The 17,597-nt window shown below is 68.4% G+C and carries 16 protein-coding genes; 11 read left to right on the top strand and 5 right to left on the bottom strand.

The features are described 5' to 3' along the window. The first annotated feature begins 14 nt into the window (after positions 1-14). The gene (locus tag AB0M15_RS31280; RefSeq protein ID WP_363825875.1) at positions 15-1,226 is read left to right on the top strand and encodes an MFS transporter; all 1,212 of its coding nucleotides are present in this window, start codon (positions 15-17) and stop codon (positions 1,224-1,226) included. Here the strand turns inward: AB0M15_RS31280 and AB0M15_RS31285 are convergent. Further along, the gene (locus AB0M15_RS31285) at positions 1,223-2,047 is read right to left on the bottom strand and encodes an MFS transporter (protein WP_363825881.1); all 825 of its coding nucleotides are present in this window, start codon (positions 2,045-2,047) and stop codon (positions 1,223-1,225) included. The two genes, AB0M15_RS31280 and AB0M15_RS31285, sit on opposite strands and share 4 nt — an antisense overlap. Positions 2,048-2,090: 43 nt before the next feature. Here AB0M15_RS31285 and AB0M15_RS31290 point away from each other — a divergent pair, with 43 nt between their 5' ends. Further along, entirely contained in the window at positions 2,091-3,005 is a 915-nt protein-coding gene (locus AB0M15_RS31290) for an Lrp/AsnC family transcriptional regulator (RefSeq protein WP_363825884.1), read from the top strand. Positions 3,006-3,014: 9 nt separating this feature from the next. Then, the gene (locus tag AB0M15_RS31295; RefSeq protein ID WP_363825887.1) at positions 3,015-3,632 is read left to right on the top strand and encodes an HAD family phosphatase; all 618 of its coding nucleotides are present in this window, start codon (positions 3,015-3,017) and stop codon (positions 3,630-3,632) included. Here the strand turns inward: AB0M15_RS31295 and AB0M15_RS31300 are convergent. Then, the gene (locus AB0M15_RS31300) at positions 3,629-4,804 is read right to left on the bottom strand and encodes a hypothetical protein (protein WP_363825890.1); all 1,176 of its coding nucleotides are present in this window, start codon (positions 4,802-4,804) and stop codon (positions 3,629-3,631) included. The genes AB0M15_RS31295 and AB0M15_RS31300 overlap by 4 nt on opposite strands. 4 nt (positions 4,805-4,808) lie before the next feature. Beyond that, positions 4,809-6,212 (bottom strand): hypothetical protein, encoded by a 1,404-nt coding sequence (locus tag AB0M15_RS31305; protein WP_363825895.1) that lies wholly within the window; start codon positions 6,210-6,212, stop codon positions 4,809-4,811. Between the two features lie 185 nt (positions 6,213-6,397). Between AB0M15_RS31305 and def the strand changes: the two genes are divergently transcribed. From def to AB0M15_RS31325, 4 genes are read left to right on the top strand one after another with little or no spacing between them, the layout of a single operon-like run. After that, positions 6,398-6,946 carry a peptide deformylase gene (gene def, locus AB0M15_RS31310; RefSeq protein WP_363825903.1) on the top strand — a complete coding sequence of 183 codons (549 nt, stop codon included), beginning with the start codon at positions 6,398-6,400 and terminating at the stop codon, positions 6,944-6,946. Next, on the top strand, positions 6,943-7,884 hold the full coding sequence (fmt, locus tag AB0M15_RS31315; RefSeq protein ID WP_363825906.1) for a methionyl-tRNA formyltransferase: 942 nt from the start codon (positions 6,943-6,945) through the stop codon (positions 7,882-7,884). The genes def and fmt overlap by 4 nt, the downstream gene beginning before the upstream one ends. Continuing rightward, positions 7,881-9,266, top strand: a complete 1,386-nt coding sequence (locus AB0M15_RS31320) for a transcription antitermination factor NusB (RefSeq protein ID WP_363825909.1) — start codon at positions 7,881-7,883, stop codon at positions 9,264-9,266. Before fmt ends, AB0M15_RS31320 begins: the two co-directional genes overlap by 4 nt. A 37-nt stretch (positions 9,267-9,303) precedes the next feature. Further along, positions 9,304-10,299, top strand: coding sequence for a DMT family transporter (locus AB0M15_RS31325; protein WP_363825915.1), 996 nt, complete (start codon positions 9,304-9,306; stop codon positions 10,297-10,299). Here the strand turns inward: AB0M15_RS31325 and AB0M15_RS31330 are convergent. Together AB0M15_RS31330 and AB0M15_RS31335 are read right to left on the bottom strand one after the other, a co-directional pair. Then, complete coding sequence (locus tag AB0M15_RS31330; RefSeq protein WP_363825922.1) at positions 10,283-10,942, bottom strand: hemerythrin domain-containing protein; 660 nt, start codon at positions 10,940-10,942, stop codon at positions 10,283-10,285. The genes AB0M15_RS31325 and AB0M15_RS31330 overlap by 17 nt on opposite strands. A gap of 69 nt (positions 10,943-11,011) precedes the next feature. After that, on the bottom strand, positions 11,012-11,932 hold the full coding sequence (locus AB0M15_RS31335; RefSeq protein ID WP_363825925.1) for a DMT family transporter: 921 nt from the start codon (positions 11,930-11,932) through the stop codon (positions 11,012-11,014). 467 nt (positions 11,933-12,399) lie between these two features. On the opposite strand from AB0M15_RS31335, the gene AB0M15_RS31340 reads away from it, so the two are divergent. The 4 genes from AB0M15_RS31340 to AB0M15_RS31355 are packed head-to-tail and all read left to right on the top strand — an operon-like array spanning position 12,400 to position 17,592. Further along, complete coding sequence (locus AB0M15_RS31340) at positions 12,400-13,590, top strand: cysteine desulfurase-like protein (protein ID WP_363825928.1); 1,191 nt, start codon at positions 12,400-12,402, stop codon at positions 13,588-13,590. A gap of 1 nt (position 13,591) precedes the next feature. Further along, positions 13,592-14,608 (top strand): hypothetical protein, encoded by a 1,017-nt coding sequence (locus tag AB0M15_RS31345; protein WP_363825931.1) that lies wholly within the window; start codon positions 13,592-13,594, stop codon positions 14,606-14,608. A gap of 38 nt (positions 14,609-14,646) precedes the next feature. Then, positions 14,647-16,194, top strand: a complete 1,548-nt coding sequence (locus AB0M15_RS31350; protein ID WP_363825934.1) for a hypothetical protein — start codon at positions 14,647-14,649, stop codon at positions 16,192-16,194. A gap of 51 nt (positions 16,195-16,245) precedes the next feature. After that, the gene (locus AB0M15_RS31355) at positions 16,246-17,592 is read left to right on the top strand and encodes an ROK family transcriptional regulator (RefSeq protein WP_363825936.1); all 1,347 of its coding nucleotides are present in this window, start codon (positions 16,246-16,248) and stop codon (positions 17,590-17,592) included. Positions 17,593-17,597 lie beyond the last annotated feature (5 nt).

Below are 17,597 nucleotides of genomic sequence, written 5' to 3' on the forward strand. Positions count from 1 at the left end.
CGAGAGTAGAGCGTATGAACGACGCTCCGCGCCTGCCACGCGCTTTCTGGGCTCTGTGGGTCTGCCAGCTGGTCAACCGGCTCGGCAGTTTCGTCCAGCCCTTCCTGGTTCTGTATCTGACCCAGGACCGCCACCTCTCCGCCGGTACAGCGGGTGCCGTGGCGGCTGCGGTCGGTGCCGGATCCGTCGTTTCGCAGCTCGTCGGCGGCTGGCTGTCCGACCGCTTCGGCCGCCGCCGGACGATGCTGATCGGCTTCTTCGGTACTGCGGCCGCGCTGATCCTGCTCGGCTCGGCGCGCTCGATGATGACGATCTGGGCGGCTGCTTTCGTGGTCGGCCTGATGGGCGACCTGTTCCGGCCCGCCGTCCAGGCGACAGTCGCCGACCTGCTCCAGCCAAGAGAGCGCGTACGGGCGTACGGGCTGCTCTTCTGGGCGATCAACCTCGGCTTCTCCGTCTCGACAGTCAGCGCCGGCGTGCTCGCGAGCATCGGCTACAACCGGCTGTTCTGGATCAACGCCGGTACGTCGGTGGTCGCGGCGCTGGTGATCTGGCGGATGGTGCCGGAGACCCGGCCGGTCCTCGACGACGGGCCGCGCCGGCCGTTGCTGCCGGTCGTATTGCGGGACACCACCTTCTTGCTGATGATCCTGCTGCAGATCGGTTACGCGACGATCTACTTCCAGGGGTACTCGACGTTGCCGCTGGCAATGGCCGGGGACGGGCTGCCTTCGTCGACGTACGGGCTGGTGATCGCGTTGAACGGCGTCGTGATCGTATTGGTGCAACCGTTCGTCAACCGGCGGCTGGCGGCGCTCGACCGACCTAAACTGCTGGCCGGCTCGATGCTGATCGTTGGGTTGGGCTTCGGGCTGGGCGCGATCGTGCACAACTGGTGGGGATATGGGCTGTCGGTGGTCGTATGGACGATCGGCGAGATCGGGTTCGCCGCCGTGATCGGCGCGGTCTTCGCCGACCTCGCGCCGGTCGACCTGCGCGGTGGCTATATGGGGCTGGCGGGAAGCATGTCGTTCGGGCTGGGGAGCGTCATCGGTCCGTTGCTCGGCACCAACACCCTCGAACACGCCGGCCGGGTAACCGTCTGGCTCGCGTGCGCTGCCCTGGGCGGCATCCTCTTCGTCGGCCAACTCGCCCTGGCCCCGGCTCTCCATGCCCGAGCCACCGCGAACAAGGCCGCTGAGGACGGCCTGGTGGCCAGCGCCTAGTCCCGGCTTCGCATGAACGCCGTCGAGGTGGCTGCTGCGGCGACGAGGATCAGGGCGACCCAGAAAGCGCTCTCTGCCGCGGCCTTCGGGTGAGTGGGGGAGAGGTGGTGGAAGAAGATCGTGCCGAGCAGCGCGACACCGATGGTGCCGCCGAGTTGCTGGACGGCGTTGAGCAAGCCCGCCGCCGAGCCTGTCTCGGTGGGGCGCACGCGATGCAGTGCCTCGGTGAAGAACGGTGTGGTGAACAAGCCGGCGCCGAGCCCGGCGATGCCGAGCGAGACGGGCAGACGGATCCCGGCGATGACCAGCACCAGGCCGGTGGCGAAGGTCGCCAAGCCGATGAACATGATCCGGCTGGTCCCGTACTTCGGGATCAGCCGGCTGCCGGCCAGCCAGGACGCCAGGCCGGAAGCCGTTGACCAAGGCAACAAGATGAGGCTGGCGTGCAATACGCCCTGGTGCAGTCCGACTTGGAGGTACAGGACGACGACCAGCGTTGCTCCGGTCAGTACGGCGAAGAACAGGGCCGAGGTGATGAGGGCGGCGGCGAATCCGCGGTTCTCGAACAGGCTGAACTCGACCAGCGGCGTCCGGCCGGCGCGGTTGCGCCTTCGTTGCTGCACCAGCCAGACCGTGGCGAGGAGCAGCCCGGCCGGCAACAGGATCCATCGGTTGCTCTGGATCAGCGGGTAGACGATCAGGACGGTCGCGATCAGCAGGAGAGCGCTCCCTGCGAGATCGGGGCGCAGGCGCAGAGTCGAGCGGTCTTCGAGCAGGAGCGGGGTGGCGATCACGACCGCTAGTCCCAGGGGCAGATTCACTGCGAAGACCGCGCGCCATGAGCTGCCGAAGAGGTCGGCATGGGTGAGGAGACCGCCTAGCAACTCGACCCAGACGATCGCGCGCCGCTACCGGCGGCTCGTCGCCGACGCCGGTCTGCGAGTGGTCGGGTTGGCCGACCCGCGACGTGCTGGCCAAGCCCAATGGCTGGCCCGCCTGACGGCCACACCACAAGCCGCTCAGGACCTGGCCCGCGCGCTAGCCAAGCGAGAGGACACCTCGTGGGTCCGCCTCGCCTCAGGTGGTACCGAAATCTCCGCAATCATCCAGACAACCCCAGGCGACGGCAACGCCCTCCTACTCCACGACATCTCCCGCACCACCGGCATCACCGCCGTCTCAGCCCACTACCTCCTCCACATGTACCGAGGCGGCCCCACCGCGTGGCGAGCCCACCTGAAGGCACTAACCCCCGCCCAGCAACACCAGTTGATATTCGACGAAATGCAGGGAGGTACAGCCTCGGTTGGTACTCCCGATCAGCGGTTGTTGGCGGTGTTGGGGCAGGACGGGCGGGCTGGGTTTGCGGAGTTGGCCGTGGCGACGGGGTGGTCGGCTGCGACGGTGGCGAAGCGGTTGGGTGAGCTGCGGGCGAGCGGGGCGATCTACTTCGACGTCGACCTCGATCCGGCGCTGTTCGGGGTGACGACCGGAGCGCTGCTCTGGATGTCCGTCGTACCGGCGCATCTCGACCGGGTTGGCAAGGCGCTCGCCGAGCATGACGAGCTGGCTTTCGTGGCAGCGACCACCGGGCGTACCAACCTCGCCGCCCACGCCCTCAGCCCCGACCCAGACTCCCTCCACCACTACCTGACCCACCGCCTCGCGGCATTCCCCGAGATCACCTCCTTGGAGAGCGCCCCCGTCCTACGAACCATCAAGTCGGCGGCACCTTTCACGCCCAGCACCCAGCGACCGGATCGACCACGCGTTTCGTAGGGTTGCGGTATGAGTGAGCGGAGTGTTGACGATGTGGTGTTCGATATCGGTGGGGTGTTGCTGGACTGGAACCCCGAATACCTCTATCGCGAGCTGATCCCCGACGCGGGGCAGCGTGCGCACTTCCTGAGCAAGATCGCCACGCCGGAGTGGAATCTGCAGATGGATGCCGGGCGGAGGTGGGCCGACGCGGTCGCCGAGCTCAGCTCGTTGCATCCCGAGCATGCGGAGTGGATCGAGGCATACGACACCGGCTGGCTCAAGATGGTCGGTGGGCTGATCGAGGACACCGCCGAGCTGCTCACCGAACTGCGCGCGCAGGGCGTCCCGACGTACGCGTTGACGAACTTCTCGGCGGAGAAGTGGGAGGTCGCGAAGCAGGCGTTCCCGATCCTGGCCGGCTTCACCGGGGAGGTCGTCTCGGGGACCGAGCAGACGATCAAGCCCGACCAGAAGATCTACCGCATCCTGCTCGAGCGCTACGACCTCGACCCGGCACGCAGCTTCTACACCGACGACAAGGACTACAACATCGTCGCTGCTCGCGCCGTCGGCCTCGACGCCGAGGTCTTCACCGACGCCGCGACTCTCCGCCGCCAGCTCAGAGAGCGCGGTCTGCCGGTCTAAGCAGTGGTCACCTGAAGGGCTTCGGTGTACTTCGACCCCGCGCCGAGATGGGCGACCTCGAAGATGAGGTTGCCGTCCTGGCAGGTCGGTGGGGTGACGGCGGCATCCGGGGGAGTGGCGTAGATGTGTTGCGGGCGGCCCAGCCCCGGCTGCCAGCGCTGCAGCTGGAAGCGCTCCACGCCCTCCGTCACCGTCCGTACCTCCCAGTGAATCCAGTTGCCACAAGCAACGATGGTGTCGGTGACGATCGGCCCGATCGACCGGGCCGATCCACCGGCCGTCTCCCGGACGTACCCAGTGCTCTGGTACTGATCCGGATCCGACGCGCCGATCTCCGACCAAACGGTTGCCCCTCGCAACGAAGCCCCGCTCCACTGGATGCAGTTCTTCGCCGCCACGACCGGCTTTGCCGCGCCGCCGGCCAGCGGTGCGGTCAGCAGCCGCTTGCACCGGCGGGTCGTCTGCGGCGAGGTGATCTCGCTGAACGTCACCGAGTCGGCCGACACGACCGGATCCGCGACATACCCCGGATCGGCCACGCAGTCGACCGTGCGCGCCTTCAACGACGCCAGCTCCGCGATCACCAGGCACGACCTGCGCTTAGCGTCGGTACTGCTGTAGGCGAAGGTCCCATCGGCGGCCCCGATCTCCGGCTCGGAGATCCGCGGGAGCGCTTTCTGCGACGCCAGGTCGACGGACTTCCCAGTGCTCAGGTCGTATCGGTACGCCCGGATCTCCGGATCCGGCCCGGCATCGCGGATGTCCTCGATCAGCGCCCACTGGTCGTCGATCACGACCGGCGACTGGGCGACGAACCCGGCCGGCGGCACGTGCTTGACGACGACCCGCTTGCTCGCCCGATCGGTCACCGTCGTGATGCCCGCGTCGTCGCTGCCGCGGGTGACGAGGTACTTCCGCTGCTGGGTGACGACGTGCTGACCGTCGACCGGCTGCTGCAGGATCTTGGTCAGCATCGGCGGCCCTGCCGGGGTGGGCGGGACGCTCGGCGAGTTCGGCATACTGTCCGGGCTCGCCGGCGTCTTGGTGGCGCCCGGCGTACCGGTTGTGCTCGGTTGGCCTGGGGGAGCGCTCTCTGGTTGGTCCGACGAGCAGGCGCTGACGAGCAGCGCCAGCCCGGCGAGGACTGCGACAGGAGCCAGTGAGGGACGCATTCGCCTACAGGCCGATGTTCTGGAAGGTGTTGGCCAGGGTGGCGTTGAACAGCGCCGACGCCGGGATGTTCTTCGGCCCGTTCGTGGTGTTGCCGCGGCTGTTGAAGCGCCGCTCGTTGAACACCTCGTAGATGCCGATGGTGCCCTTCTTGGTGTCGTAGCCGCGGCCGACCTGGTAGTGGCCGCTGTGGTTGAACGCCAGGTAAGGGAAGTAGCGCTTCAGCAGCTGCACGTGCTCGATCACCGGCGCCGGCTTGGCGTCGCCGAGGTGGTTCTGGTGCACGCTGAAGAACTTCTGGGTGTTCCAGTGACCGACGTTCTGGACGATGTACGTGCCGGCCGCGAGGTCCCAATCGGTCTTCAGGTTGGTCTGCTTGACCATCGACGAGATCCCGGTGCCGGAGCTGGACGAGCCGAGGTCCTTGGCCCAGGACGACTGGGTGTCCTTCTGGTTGTCGTCGGCCCAGTCGATCGACTGGAAGGTCGCCGGGCCACACCAGTAGCCCTTGTCCTGCGAGGTCGCGTAGCCCTTCATGATGTACGACGAGGACGGCAGCTTGACCGGCACGGACACCGGCGGCTTGGGCTTCGGCTGCCCGGGCGAGGCAGGCGTCGTCCGCTCGGGCGTGGTCGGAGTCGGGGTGGGCGTGGCCGTCGGAGGTACGGTCGCGGCCGCGGTCGGCTCTGCCGTGGGAGCGGGAGCGGTGGCTGTCGTCTGGCCGGGCTCGTCCGAAGTACTGGCCGACGCGTCGAGTTCACGCAAGGCGCGCGCCTTCTCGCGGCCGTCCCAGGCCGCCTGCATCTCGTCGAGCTCCGCGTCCAGCCGGGCGTTGTCCGGCAACGAGGACCGCTCGCTGACGAACTCGGCCGGCGACGACGCCCCCGTCGCGATGTCCTGCTCGGCGTCACCGTCGGCGCTCCGGCTGCCGATCGCAGGCTCGGGCGCGGCCGTCATCGCGGTCAGCTGCGCACCGCTGGGCAGTTGATCGACGAAGCCCAGTCCGAGGCAGTAGTTCTCGGTCTGGAGCTTGAAGCACCGCATGACCTGCTTGCTCTGGTCCGCGAGAGCGGTTGCCCGCAGCATCGACGACTCCGGCGCCGTGCGGATCACCTGCTGCACGACCTCGGTCCACGAGTTGGCCGCCGGCGGCTCGCTGACCGGCTCGCCGCCCGGCCACTTGTCGTCCGGAGCGGTGGGAGCGGTCGGGTCCGGCTCGGGATCGATCGTCGGTGTGCCGGTCGGCTGCACAGTCGTAGGAACCGTGGTCGGTGCCGTACTGGGGCCGGTGGTGGGCGCTGCGACCCCCGCGTCCGGCTCGCGCGGTGCGTAGGCGGCGGCCAGTGGAGCTTGAGCTATCAGGGCGCCGAGCAGGATCAGTCCGGCTGCCCCCCGTGTGGCTGTGGGCATTGTGGTCTCCCGAGAGGCGTGTGACGGTAGTGACTGTAGGTACGCCTGAGACCACAGTACGTGCTTGTGGCAACAATGTGGAGTGGGGTGGTCGCTGTCGGCGACGGTAGGCGGCTTGCGGAGCGCAACCGGGGTGACCACTAGACTTGTCCGGTCCCCCTTTCGGTGAGTGCTGTGGAGTTTGCGTGTCGGTCCAACCCATCCGCCTGTTCGGCGATCCTGTCCTGATCACCAAGGCCGACCCCGTCGTCGACTTCGACGCGGAGCTGCGCAGGCTGGTCGCGGACCTGACCGACACCATGCAGGACGCCCCCGGCTCGGGGCTGGCCGCGCCGCAGATCGGCGTCGGCCTGCGCGTTTTCACCTACTTCGTCGAGGGCGAGCTCGGCCACCTGGTCAATCCGGAGCTGACCCTGTCGGTGGACGAGCAGTTCGGTCCCGAGGGCTGCCTGTCGCTGCCCGGCCTGACCTTCGACTGCCGCCGCGCGATGGGCGTCGTCGCCAGAGGCTTCAACATGTACGGCGAGCCGGTGGTGATCGAGGGCTCGGACCTGCTCGCGCGCTGCATCCAGCACGAGACCGACCACCTGGACGGCGTACTGTTCGTCGACCGGCTGGACACGCTGACCCGGAAGGCCGCGATGAAGGCGATCCGCGAGGCCGAGTGGTCCGGGCTGTCCGGCCCGCCGCAGGTCAAGGTCTCCCCGCACCCCATGAACGGATTCGGCCTGTGAGAGTAGTCTTCGCCGGCACCCCCGAGGTGTCCGTCACCGCGCTCCGCGCGATCGTTGCCAGCAGCCACGAACTGGTCGCCGTCGTGACCCGGCCGGACGCCAGCGCCGGTCGCGGTCGCAAGCTGGTGGCCTCCCCGGTCGCGCAGTACGCCGAGGAGCTCGGCGTCGAGGTGCTCAAGCCGGTCAAGCCGAGCGATCCCGAGTTCCTCGCCAGGCTGACCGAAATCGCGCCGGACTGCTGCCCGGTCGTCGCGTACGGCGGTTTGCTGCCGCAGGCCGCGCTCGACATCCCGCCGCACGGCTGGATCAACCTGCACTTCTCGGTACTCCCGGCCTGGCGTGGCGCCGCGCCGGTGCAGCACTCGCTCATCTCCGGCGACGACGTCACCGGGGCCACCACCTTCCGGATCGTCAAGGCGCTCGATGCAGGTCCGGTGTACGGCGTACTGACTGAGCCGATCGGGCCGAAGGACACGGCCGGTGACCTGCTCGCCAGGCTCGCGGAGTCCGGCGCCAAGCTGCTCGTCGACACCCTTGACGGCATCGAGGCCGGTGCCCTGGTGGCCGTCGAGCAGCCGGCCGACGGCATCACGCTGGCGCCGAAGATCAACGTCGAGGATGCCGAGCTGGACTTCAACGCGCCGGCTCAGCGCGTCGATCGGCTCGTTCGTGGGTGCAACCCGGCGCCGGGCGCCTGGACGACGTTCCGCGGCGAGCGGCTGAAGGTGCTGGACGTCGACCTGACTGATCTGGACGATCTGTTGCCAGGCGAGCTGCGCGCGACCAAGTCGAGCGTCGAGGTCGGTACCGGCAGCAAGGTACTGAAGCTCGCCACCGTCCAGCCGCAGGGCAAGAAGCCGATGGCCGCCGCCGACTGGGCGCGGGGTGTGCGGATCACCGCCGAAGACCTCCTCGGTCCGGAATCGAAGGCAGAGTGAGCGACCGCAGTCCTCGCAACCGGGCGCCGCAGCGCCGCCCCGACAGGGTCCGGCAGGTCGCCTATCAGGTGATCCGTCAGGTCACCTCGCAGGACGGTTACGCGAACCTCGCCCTCAACAAGGCCCTGCGCGACCAGAAGCTGAGCGGCCGGGACGCCGCTTTCTGTACCGAGCTCGTGCACGGCACACTGCGCTGGCAGGGCACGTACGACGCGATCCTGGCCGGCAACGTCTCCCGGCCACTCGCCGAGCTGGACCCCGAGCTGCTCGACCTGCTCCGCCTGGGTGCGCACCAACTGCTCCGGATGCGCGTCGATTCCTACGCCGCCGTGAACGAGATGGTCACCCTGACCCGCGTCGTGTCCGGCCAGAGCCGCAGCGGCCTGGTCAACGCGGTCCTGCGCAAGGTCAGCCAGCGCACGTTCGACCAGTGGATCGTCGATGTCGCCCCGCACTCCGACGACGACCTGTTCGGCTTCCTGTCGATCGCGAAGGCGCACCCGCGCTGGATCGTCGAGGCCTTCGCCGACGCGCTCCACACCGACGGCTACGAGCTGGACGAGTTGCTGGACGCCGACAACGAGCCACCACGGGTGACCCTGGTGGCACGGCCCGGTCTGGCCTCCGTGGACGACCTGGTCGAGGCAGGTGCGACCAAGGCCCGGTACTCCCCGTATGCGGCCGTCTTGCAAGGTGGTGGCGACCCGGGCCGGATCTCGGCGGTGTCCGCCGGGCGGGCCGGAGTACAGGACGAGGGGTCGCAGTTGGTCGCCACTGCGCTCGCAATGGCGCCGCTGGAGGGCAGAGATGCCAAGTGGCTCGACCTGTGCGCCGGGCCTGGCGGTAAGGCCGCTCTGCTCGCGGCGATCGGTCGCCAGCGTGGCGTGGCTATCACGGCCGTAGAGCCGCTGCCGCACCGTGCGGAGCTGGTGCGGTCCAACCTGCGTGCTGTACCTGGCAACCACCAGGTGCTCGTCGGCGACGGTACCAAGCCGACCTGGCCTGAAGGTTCGTACGACCGGGTGTTGGCCGACGTGCCGTGCAGTGGGCTCGGTGCGCTGCGGCGGCGGCCGGAGGCGCGCTGGCGGCGTACTCCGGAAGACGTGGTCGAGCTGCGCCCGCTGCAGGAGCAACTGCTCGACTCGGCGATCGCCTCTGTGCGCAAGGGCGGTGTGGTCGCATATGTGACCTGCACGCCGCACCCGATGGAGACCCGGGCGGTAGTGGACGCAGTACTGGCGAAGCGTGGTGACGCCGTGCTGGAGGACGCCCGCGCGCTGCTGCCCGACGTGCCGTCGCTGGGGGAGGGGCCGGACCTGCAGCTCTGGCCGCACATCCACGGCACCGACGCGATGTACCTGGCGCTCATCAGACGGACCTGACGTCAGGTGCGTGAAGCCGAACGGTCATGATGGGGTAGTGACCGCCACCGCAATCCGCCCTGCCCGAAGTGCCCAGCAGCACCAGTTCATCGGGCTCACGGCGGCTTTCGGCATCGGGATGCTGTTCGCGATCCAGTCCCGACTGAACGGCGAGCTCGGCCAGCGGCTCGGCGACGGCGTACCGGCCGCGCTGGTCTCCTTCGGTAGCGGGCTCGTCGTCCTGCTGGCCGGCTGCGCGGTGATCCCACCGATACGCCGCTCGGTGGGGAGAGTCTGGCGAACCATCAGGACGCCTTCTGATGGCCGCGGACTGCTCAGATGGTGGCAGTGCATCGGTGGACTCGCCGGTGCGTTCCTGGTTGCCACCCAGTCGATCACGGTGTCGGTGATCGGCGTAGCAGTCTTCATTGTCGCCGTAGTGGCTGGGCAGGCCGTCAGTAGCTTGGTAGTGGACCGCCTGGGTTTCGGCCCGGCCGGACGCCAGGCCTATACGCCACTGCGGATAGTGGGTGCAGTGTTGGCGACGGCGGCCGTAGTACTGGCTGTGTCCGATCGGTTGCACCACCCGTCCGGTCTACTGCTCGCCCTGCTCCCCGCCCTGGGTGGGGTCTTTACTGCAGTGCAGCAAGCTATCAATGGCCGAGTGGCCCAGACTGCCGCCGGCGACGCCTCCGGAGCGATCGCGGCCGGCGTCATCAACTTCCTGGTGGGCTTCGCCGCGTTACTGGTCGTCTTCCTCGTCGACCTGCTGGTCCGCGGTGCACCGAACAGCCTCCCGTCCAACCCCTGGCTGTACCTGGGAGGTATGTGCGGCGTCATCTTCATCAGCGCGGCCGCTGCCGTCGTCCGCATCGTCGGCGTGTTCGTACTCGGCCTCGGCACGATCGCCGGTCAGTTGATCGGCAGCCTCTTCATCGACCTGTTCGTGCCGGCCTCCGACCAGAAGGTCACCCTCCCGGTCGTCGCCGGCACTCTGCTCGCCCTCGTCGCGGTGATCGTCGCGGCGGTGCCCAACCTCAGGAAGAGCGCCTGATCATCCGGACATAGCCGTCGTACGCGCGGCGGCCGACCACCTTCCAGAGCACGCGGACCGGGGCCGGCATCTTCTTCAGGAAGTCCCGCTCCTCCTCCGGCGAGCACTCCTCGAGGATCATGCCGAGGAACAGCAACCGCTTGCGCTTGTCCTCGATCGACTTCGCGCCACGCTCGCCGAGCTTGTTCCACTGTTCGGCGGTCAGGTACTGGCGGACCAGCGGCAGGATCTGCTGCTCCTCCTCGCCCATGTGCTCTTCGAGGATCGTGGATGCGTCCCTGACCGCGGTCGCGAGCGCGTCCCGATCGGCCTGGTTCGCCGTCGCCGCCCAGGCCGGGGCGAGCTTGTCGATTTGGTCGAGCGCGGTGGACAACGCGGCGTGCTGGGACTCCATCCGGTGGATCAGGTCTTTTTCCAGCGTGGCCGTCGCCAGCAGTGGCGGCCAGAGCAGGTCGTCCTCGCCCTCGTGGTGGTGATGCAGCGAGGACACGATGTCGGTCAGGTGCTCGCCGACCAGCGCCGCGCGCCCGGTGTCGCCCACGGTCACCTGGCTGATCAGGCCGGGCAGCAGCCCGAGTTCGCGCCGGAACACCCGGTGGATGATCACCATTTCGTGCGTGTCAGGTACTGCGGTCGTGCTCATGCTTTCCTCCCCGGTACGCCGGGCGCCGGCGCCGGAAGGTCTCCCCCCGACCGGCGCGGCCCGGCGTTTTCACCGTACCGGAGCGGGCTCCGGCTCAGCCGCGATTTTCGGCCGCCTGCGCGATCGGACCGAACTGACGACCCCTTGGGACACCGCGACCCCGGCCAGCACGATCACCGCGCCGACCGGCTGGTACCAGGTGAGGTGCTCGCCCAGCACGAGCACGCCGGCCAGGATCGCGAAGATCGGCATGATGTAGGTGACCATCGAGGTCATACTCGCGCCGACCAGCCGGATCTGCCGCAGGTTCAGCACGAACGCAACTCCGCTGCCGAGCGCGCCGAGCGCGATCACGCTGCCGATCACCTCGAGCGAGAGCGACGACGGCACCGGCGGGGCCTGGCCGGTCAGGATCGGCGCCGCGATCGCCAGCTGCACTGTGGAACAGATCAGCAAGGTCGCCGACAACGCGGTCCCGGACAGGTTGCTGCCGGCAATGAACCTCTTCTGGTACGGGATGGCGATGCCGTACGACACGGCAGCCGCCATACAGAACAGCTGACCGGTCAGATCCGACCCGCCGTGCAATTGCCAGGCGCCGAGCACGACCATCATGCCGGCGAAGCCGATCAGCAGGCCGAGCACCCGTTGCAGGGTGAACCTCTCGGTCCGGAACGCCCAAACCGCGATCGGCAGCACGACCAACGGGGTGATCCCGTTCCAGATTCCGGCCAGCAGCGAGGGCACCCGCTGCTCGCCGTACCCGAACAAGGTCCACGGGATGGCCGAGCCGACCGCCGCGGCGACGAAGTTGTGCGCCCAGATCCGCGGCGACCGCGGCAACGACTCCCGCTTGATCAACAGGATCGTCAGCAGCACCAACGACCCCGCGATCACCCGCCCCAGTGCGAGGTACGCCGGATGTAACTCCCGCACCCCGACCGAGATGAACAGGAAGCTGCACCCCCAGATCGCGCCGAGGGTCAACATGGTCGGCAGCCAAGCCCGAACCGGAACACTGTCAGGAGTCGAAAGGGTGCTCACTCCTGACATCCTGCATCATCCCTCCGACAATTTCCCCTTCCTGCCCACAATCGGGCAACCGTGAGCAATGCCGCCCAAACCCGCGCGCCCCCTCGGCGCAGCTCAGCAGCTGCGACCCCGGACATGTCCCGATCGACAGGACATAGGCAACGGCAGCTAGTGCACCTTGAGCGTAAACTTTCATCCCGTGTACACCGTCTCGGAGTGCACTACCTGTCGCTCGGGACAGGATCCCCGAAACAGCGCGCAAGCAGATGGTCAGGCGGGACAGAGGCCGGGTGTTCCGATGGTGGACGGCTGGTGTGCCAGGTTCCCACTGCGGAGATTTGGGGGAGGTGGCGGCGGCACTGCTCAACAGGTCGACGACACTCGGTGGGCGGCTTGTTGTCGGTGCTTCGGGGCAGGATGGCGGCATGGGCTTTGAGGTGGATGCCGTCCGCAAGCAGTTCCCGGCGTTGAGTGAAGGGGCCGCGCACTTCGACGGGCCCGGTGGGTCGCAGACGCCACAGGTGGTGGCTGACGTGGTGGCGGCGACGATGGTGTCGGCGTTGGCCAATCGGGGGCAGTTGACCGCCGCCGAGCGGCGGGCGGACGCGATCGTGGTCGACGCGCGGCAGGCGATGGGAGATCTGCTGGGGACCGATCCGGGCGGCATCGTCTTCGGCCGGAGCATGACGCAGCTGACCTACGACTTCGCCCGTACGCTCGCCAAGAACTGGGGTCCGGGTGACGAGGTGATCGTCACGCGGCTCGACCACGACGCGAACATCCGGCCGTGGGTGCAGGCAGCCGAAGCGGTCGGCGCGACGGTCCGGTGGCTCGAGTTCGATCCCGAGACCTCGGAGCTGGACGACATCGCGCCGCTGCTCTCGTCGCAGACGCGGCTGGTTGCGGTCACGGCCGCGTCCAACCTGATCGGCACCCGCCCGGACGTCGAGGCGATCACGACGCTCGTCCACGACGCCGGCGCGTTGGTATACGTCGACGGCGTCCACCTGACCGCGCACTCGGCGATCGACGCGTCGTTCGCCGACTTCTACGCCTGTTCGCCGTACAAGTTCTTCGGCCCGCACTGTGGAGTGCTCTCCGCCGCGCCGAGCCTGCTCGAGGAGCTGCATCCAGACAAGTTGCTTCCGGCAAGCAATGTGGTGCCGGAGCGGTTCGAGTTCGGCACCCTGCCGTACGAGTTGCTGGCCGGTACCACCGCGGCCGTCGACTTCATCGCGGGGCTCGGGGGAGTGGCGTCCGGCGATCGCAGAGAGCGCTTACTGAGTTCGCTGGCGCTGGTGGAGGAACACGAGGACGCCCAGCGCGTCGACCTCGAGGCCCGGCTGGGCGCGATCAGCGGGATCACGTTCTACGGCCACGCGCAGCGGCGTACGCCGACGCTGTTGTTCTCCGTCGACGGCTGGGACTCGCGCGCCGTCGCCGCCAAGCTGGCCGAGTCGGGCGTCAACGCACCGGCGGGATCGTTCTACGCGCTGGAGGCGTCCCGCCATCTCGGCCTCGGCGACACCGGTGCGGTCCGCGTCGGTCTGGCGCCGTACACGCATCAAGCCGACGTCGACCGGTTGGTCGAAGCGATCGAAACCCTGGGGACCTGACATGCGCATCGACCGCCTGCTACTCGCCGCACTAGCCCTCACCGCTATCGCAACCCCCACCTCCCTCGCCACAGCCAGCACGACTGCTGCTTCTGATCCGGCGCGAGCCGAGCTGCGCGGGATCGTCGAGAACGTGGTCGGAGCAACCGGCAAGCGGTACGCCGCAAAAGACGACGCCGGTCACGTCATGGACACCGTCAAGATCATCCAGGACACCACCGGCGGCTACCTCGCCGTCTCGCACCACATGGCGAGCGACGGCCATTTCCGCGTCAACCTCGCCACCTCGACCGACCTCCTCAACTGGCACTGGGTCCGCGAACTGGCCGGCAGCAACACCGGCCCCGCCTCCCAACCGACCATCGCACAGGCATCGAACGGCGGCTTCGTGATGGCCTGGGAGCAGGAGCAACCAGGCGGCGGCAACAACCACTTGGCCTTCCGGTACTTCGCCAACCGCGCCGACCTGCTCGCCGGCCGCGTGACCCGCTCCTTCGACGCACCCCGCCGGCTCTCGTCCTGCGCCGAGGGCACCCCGAACATCTACGGGATCACGCTCTCTCCGGACATCGACCACTCGACGATCGACCTCGGCGGCCACTACTGGTGGAACTGCGACCGCGACCGCCAGCAACGCGGCCGGCTGACCAACTTCAGCTCCTGGACGACGTCGGCCCAGCCGAACTTCGACAACGCGCTGCTGTACTGGAACGTCGGCGGCAACATCGGCGACCGCGACCAGGTGAGCTTCCGCGGCTACAGCTTCGGCCTGATCGAGGGTCAGTACACCAAGGGCGACTTCGGCTCCTGGCGCACCTTCGTCTACGACTACCAGACCGGCAACGCGGACCGTACGACGATCCGCACCGACGCCGGCAGCACCGCCTTCGCCAACCCGACCATCACCGCCCTCCGCGCTCCCAACGGTCAGCCGGCGCTGGTGATGACGCTCTTCATCCCCAGCGAAGGCGCCGGCACCGGTGAGTCCGGCGAACTGATCTATTACAAGACGTACTAAATCAACTCGATGGGGTAAATCTGGGTAGGCTCTTTCCCGTGAACGAGCCCACCCAGGTCTTCCTCCAGCCCACCCCAACGGACGACCTGCGCCTGGCCAGCAAATCCGAGGTGAATTGGTCAGCTGGTGAAGTGGTGGTTACTGCCGGCGCTGTCTCGCGGGTAGCGCTGCGCTGGGACGAGCCGATTCCGGCTGAGGCGCTCATCCTCGGGGATGCGTGGGAGCGGTCGTACGGTGATCTCCAGTGGCGGCATCTCCAGCCCGAGCGGTTTCTTCCGTGGTACTGGCTGGGGCACGACCAGAAGACCGGCAAGACGTTCGGCGCCGGCGTCGATGTCCACCCGGGCGCCTTCTGCTCCTGGACCGTCGACCAGACCGGCTTCACTCTCTGGCTCGACCTCCGCAACGGCGGCGGTCCGACCCAACTCGACGGTCGCCAACTGAAGGCAGCAACAGTCCGCCGTTTCGAGGACGCCGGTACGCCGTGGCGCACCCTCCACACCGCCGTCGAAGCAATGAGTACAGGCATCACCCCGCGAGACATCGGCCCCGTCGTCGGCGCCAACAACTGGTACTACGCGTATGGCGAAGGCTTCGACGAAAAGGCAGTACTGCAAGACGCCGCAACCGTCGTCGAACTGGCCGACGGCCACCCCGTCAAACCCTTCAGCGTCGTCGACGACGGCTGGAACCCCGGCGGGAACGGCTCCGGCGGCCCGTGGGAGAGCGGTATCTCGGGCCTCTTCGACGACATGGCCAGGACAGCTCTAGCGGTCAAAGACCTGGGTGCCCGACCAGGCCTCTGGTTCCGCCCACTGCTCTCGCGCGAAGACGGTCCGTGGCGCCGCGCCGGCCAGTCCGACGGCTTCGGCCGAGCCCTCGATCCGACCCACCCCGAGGTCCTCGACCTCCTGAGAGCCGACCTGCGCCGCTTCAAGGACTGGGGCTTCGAACTCGTCAAACATGACTTCAGCACCTACGACCTCTTCGGCCGCTTCGGCCCCGCGATGGGTGCGCACCTGACCGACGACGGCTGGCAGTTCCACGACACCACCCGTACCACCGCCGAGATCATCCTCGACCTGTACGCCGAGATCCGCGCCGCCGCCGACGACCTCGTCCTCATCGGCTGCAACACCGTCGGCCATCTGGCCGCCGGCCTGGTCGACGTGCAGCGCACCGGCGACGACACTTCCGGCCGCGATTGGGAGCGGACCCGCAAGATGGGCATCAACTCGCTGGCCTTCCGGCTGCCGCAGCACGGCCGGTTCTTCACCGTCGACGCCGACTGCGTGCCCTGTACGCCGCAGACGCCCTGGGAACTCAACCGCCAGTTCCTCGACCTCGTCGCCCGGTCGGGGAGCGCTCTCTTCGTCTCCGTCGACCCGGCGGGCAGGACGCCGCAGACGGACCGCGATCTTGGCGACGGTATACGGTTGGCGCTCAGTGGTGGCAACGCCGCGGATGGTGGGATCGAGCCGCTCGACTGGCTGGTGAACACCACGCCGACCGCCTGGCGGGCCGGCACCGACACGGTTCGCTACGACTGGTCCCGCCCCTGGGGCGCGGACCCGGCCGCCGGCTGAGGCGTGAGCAGCGGTGCAGGGGTGGGTGGGGCAGTGGAGACAGGGGGAGTGGTGAGCAGCGACCAGCCGCCGGCGGTAGTGCGCCGGGGTACGAATCTCGATCGCGTGGGTGGCTTCAACGACACGGTGGTGCTGGACGCGATCCGGCGGGCCGACGAACGGCTCAGCCGGGTCGAGATCGCGGCCGCGACCGGTCTCTCCGGCCAGGCCATCTCCAACATCACCCGCCGACTGCTCGACGCCGGCCTGGTCCGCGAGGCCGGCCGCCAGAAGAGCACCGGCCTCGGCAAACCGCGCACCCTGCTCGAGCTCGAGCCCACCGGCCAGTACGCCGTCGGTGTGCATCTCGACCCAGCGGTCGTCACGACGGTCGTCCTCGACCTGACCGGCCAGGTCGTGGTCCGCCGCCGCGCGGAGACGCCGGCATCCGACGACCCCGACGTACTGATCGCGGGAATCGCTGCCACAGTCGAGCAGGTCATCGCCGAGGCAGGCGCGCCGCGGGAACGCGTGGTCGGCGTCGGCATCGCGGCACCCGGGCCGATCGACGTCGAGCGCGGTGTCGTGGTGAACCCGCCGAACCTGAGCGCCTGGCACCTGGTCCCGTTGCGCGACGCCCTGCGGGTGCTGACCGGCCTCCCGGTCCTGCTGGACAAGGACGTCACTGCGGCCGCATCCGCCGAGAAGTGGGCCGGCGGCCCGAACGGTCGCGGTAGTTTCGTCTTCTTCTACCTCGGTACCGGGGTAGGCGTCGGCTTGGTGATCGGTGACGAGGTGGTCCGCGGTTCGAGCAGCAACGTCGGCGAGATCGGCCACGTGATGGTCGATCCCGACGGGCCGGTCTGCTTCTGCGGACGCCGCGGTTGTGTCGGCGAGACGAGCCAGCCGCGCTATCTCGTCCAGCAGGGGATCCAGGCCGGAGTACTTGCCAAGGGCATCGATCTCGACGACCGGCACGCGGTCGACGTCGCCTTCGCCGACCTTTGCGACCAGGCCGCGGCCGGTGGCAGGCAGGCGGATGGCAGCGCGCCGAGCGGCGACGCGCCGGGCGGCAAGGTGGCGCGCGAGCTGATCGCCGCACTGGCCGAACGGATCGCCAAGGTGGTCGAGGACATCGCGAACCTGCTCGATCTGGAACGCGTCGTGTTCGGCGGCCCGCACTGGGACCAGCTGGCGCCCTTCTTCGACCAGGCCGTCCGGGCCGCGCTGGAAGAGCGCTTTCTCGTTCGCTCCGTGCATCCTTTCGTCGTCACCGGGACCGCGCTCGGCGCGGACGTCGGTGCGGTCGGCGCCGCCAGCCTGGTGCTCGACCACACGTTCTCTCCCAACCCCTCAGTGCTCCTGCTCGGACCCGCAGAGAGCGCTCCACCTGTCGTAGTCGGGTCCGCTGAAAGGTGATGTCT

This window comes from Kribbella sp. NPDC051718 (assembly GCF_040681515.1).
In the GTDB taxonomy this organism is placed as follows: Bacteria; Actinomycetota; Actinomycetes; order Propionibacteriales; family Kribbellaceae; genus Kribbella.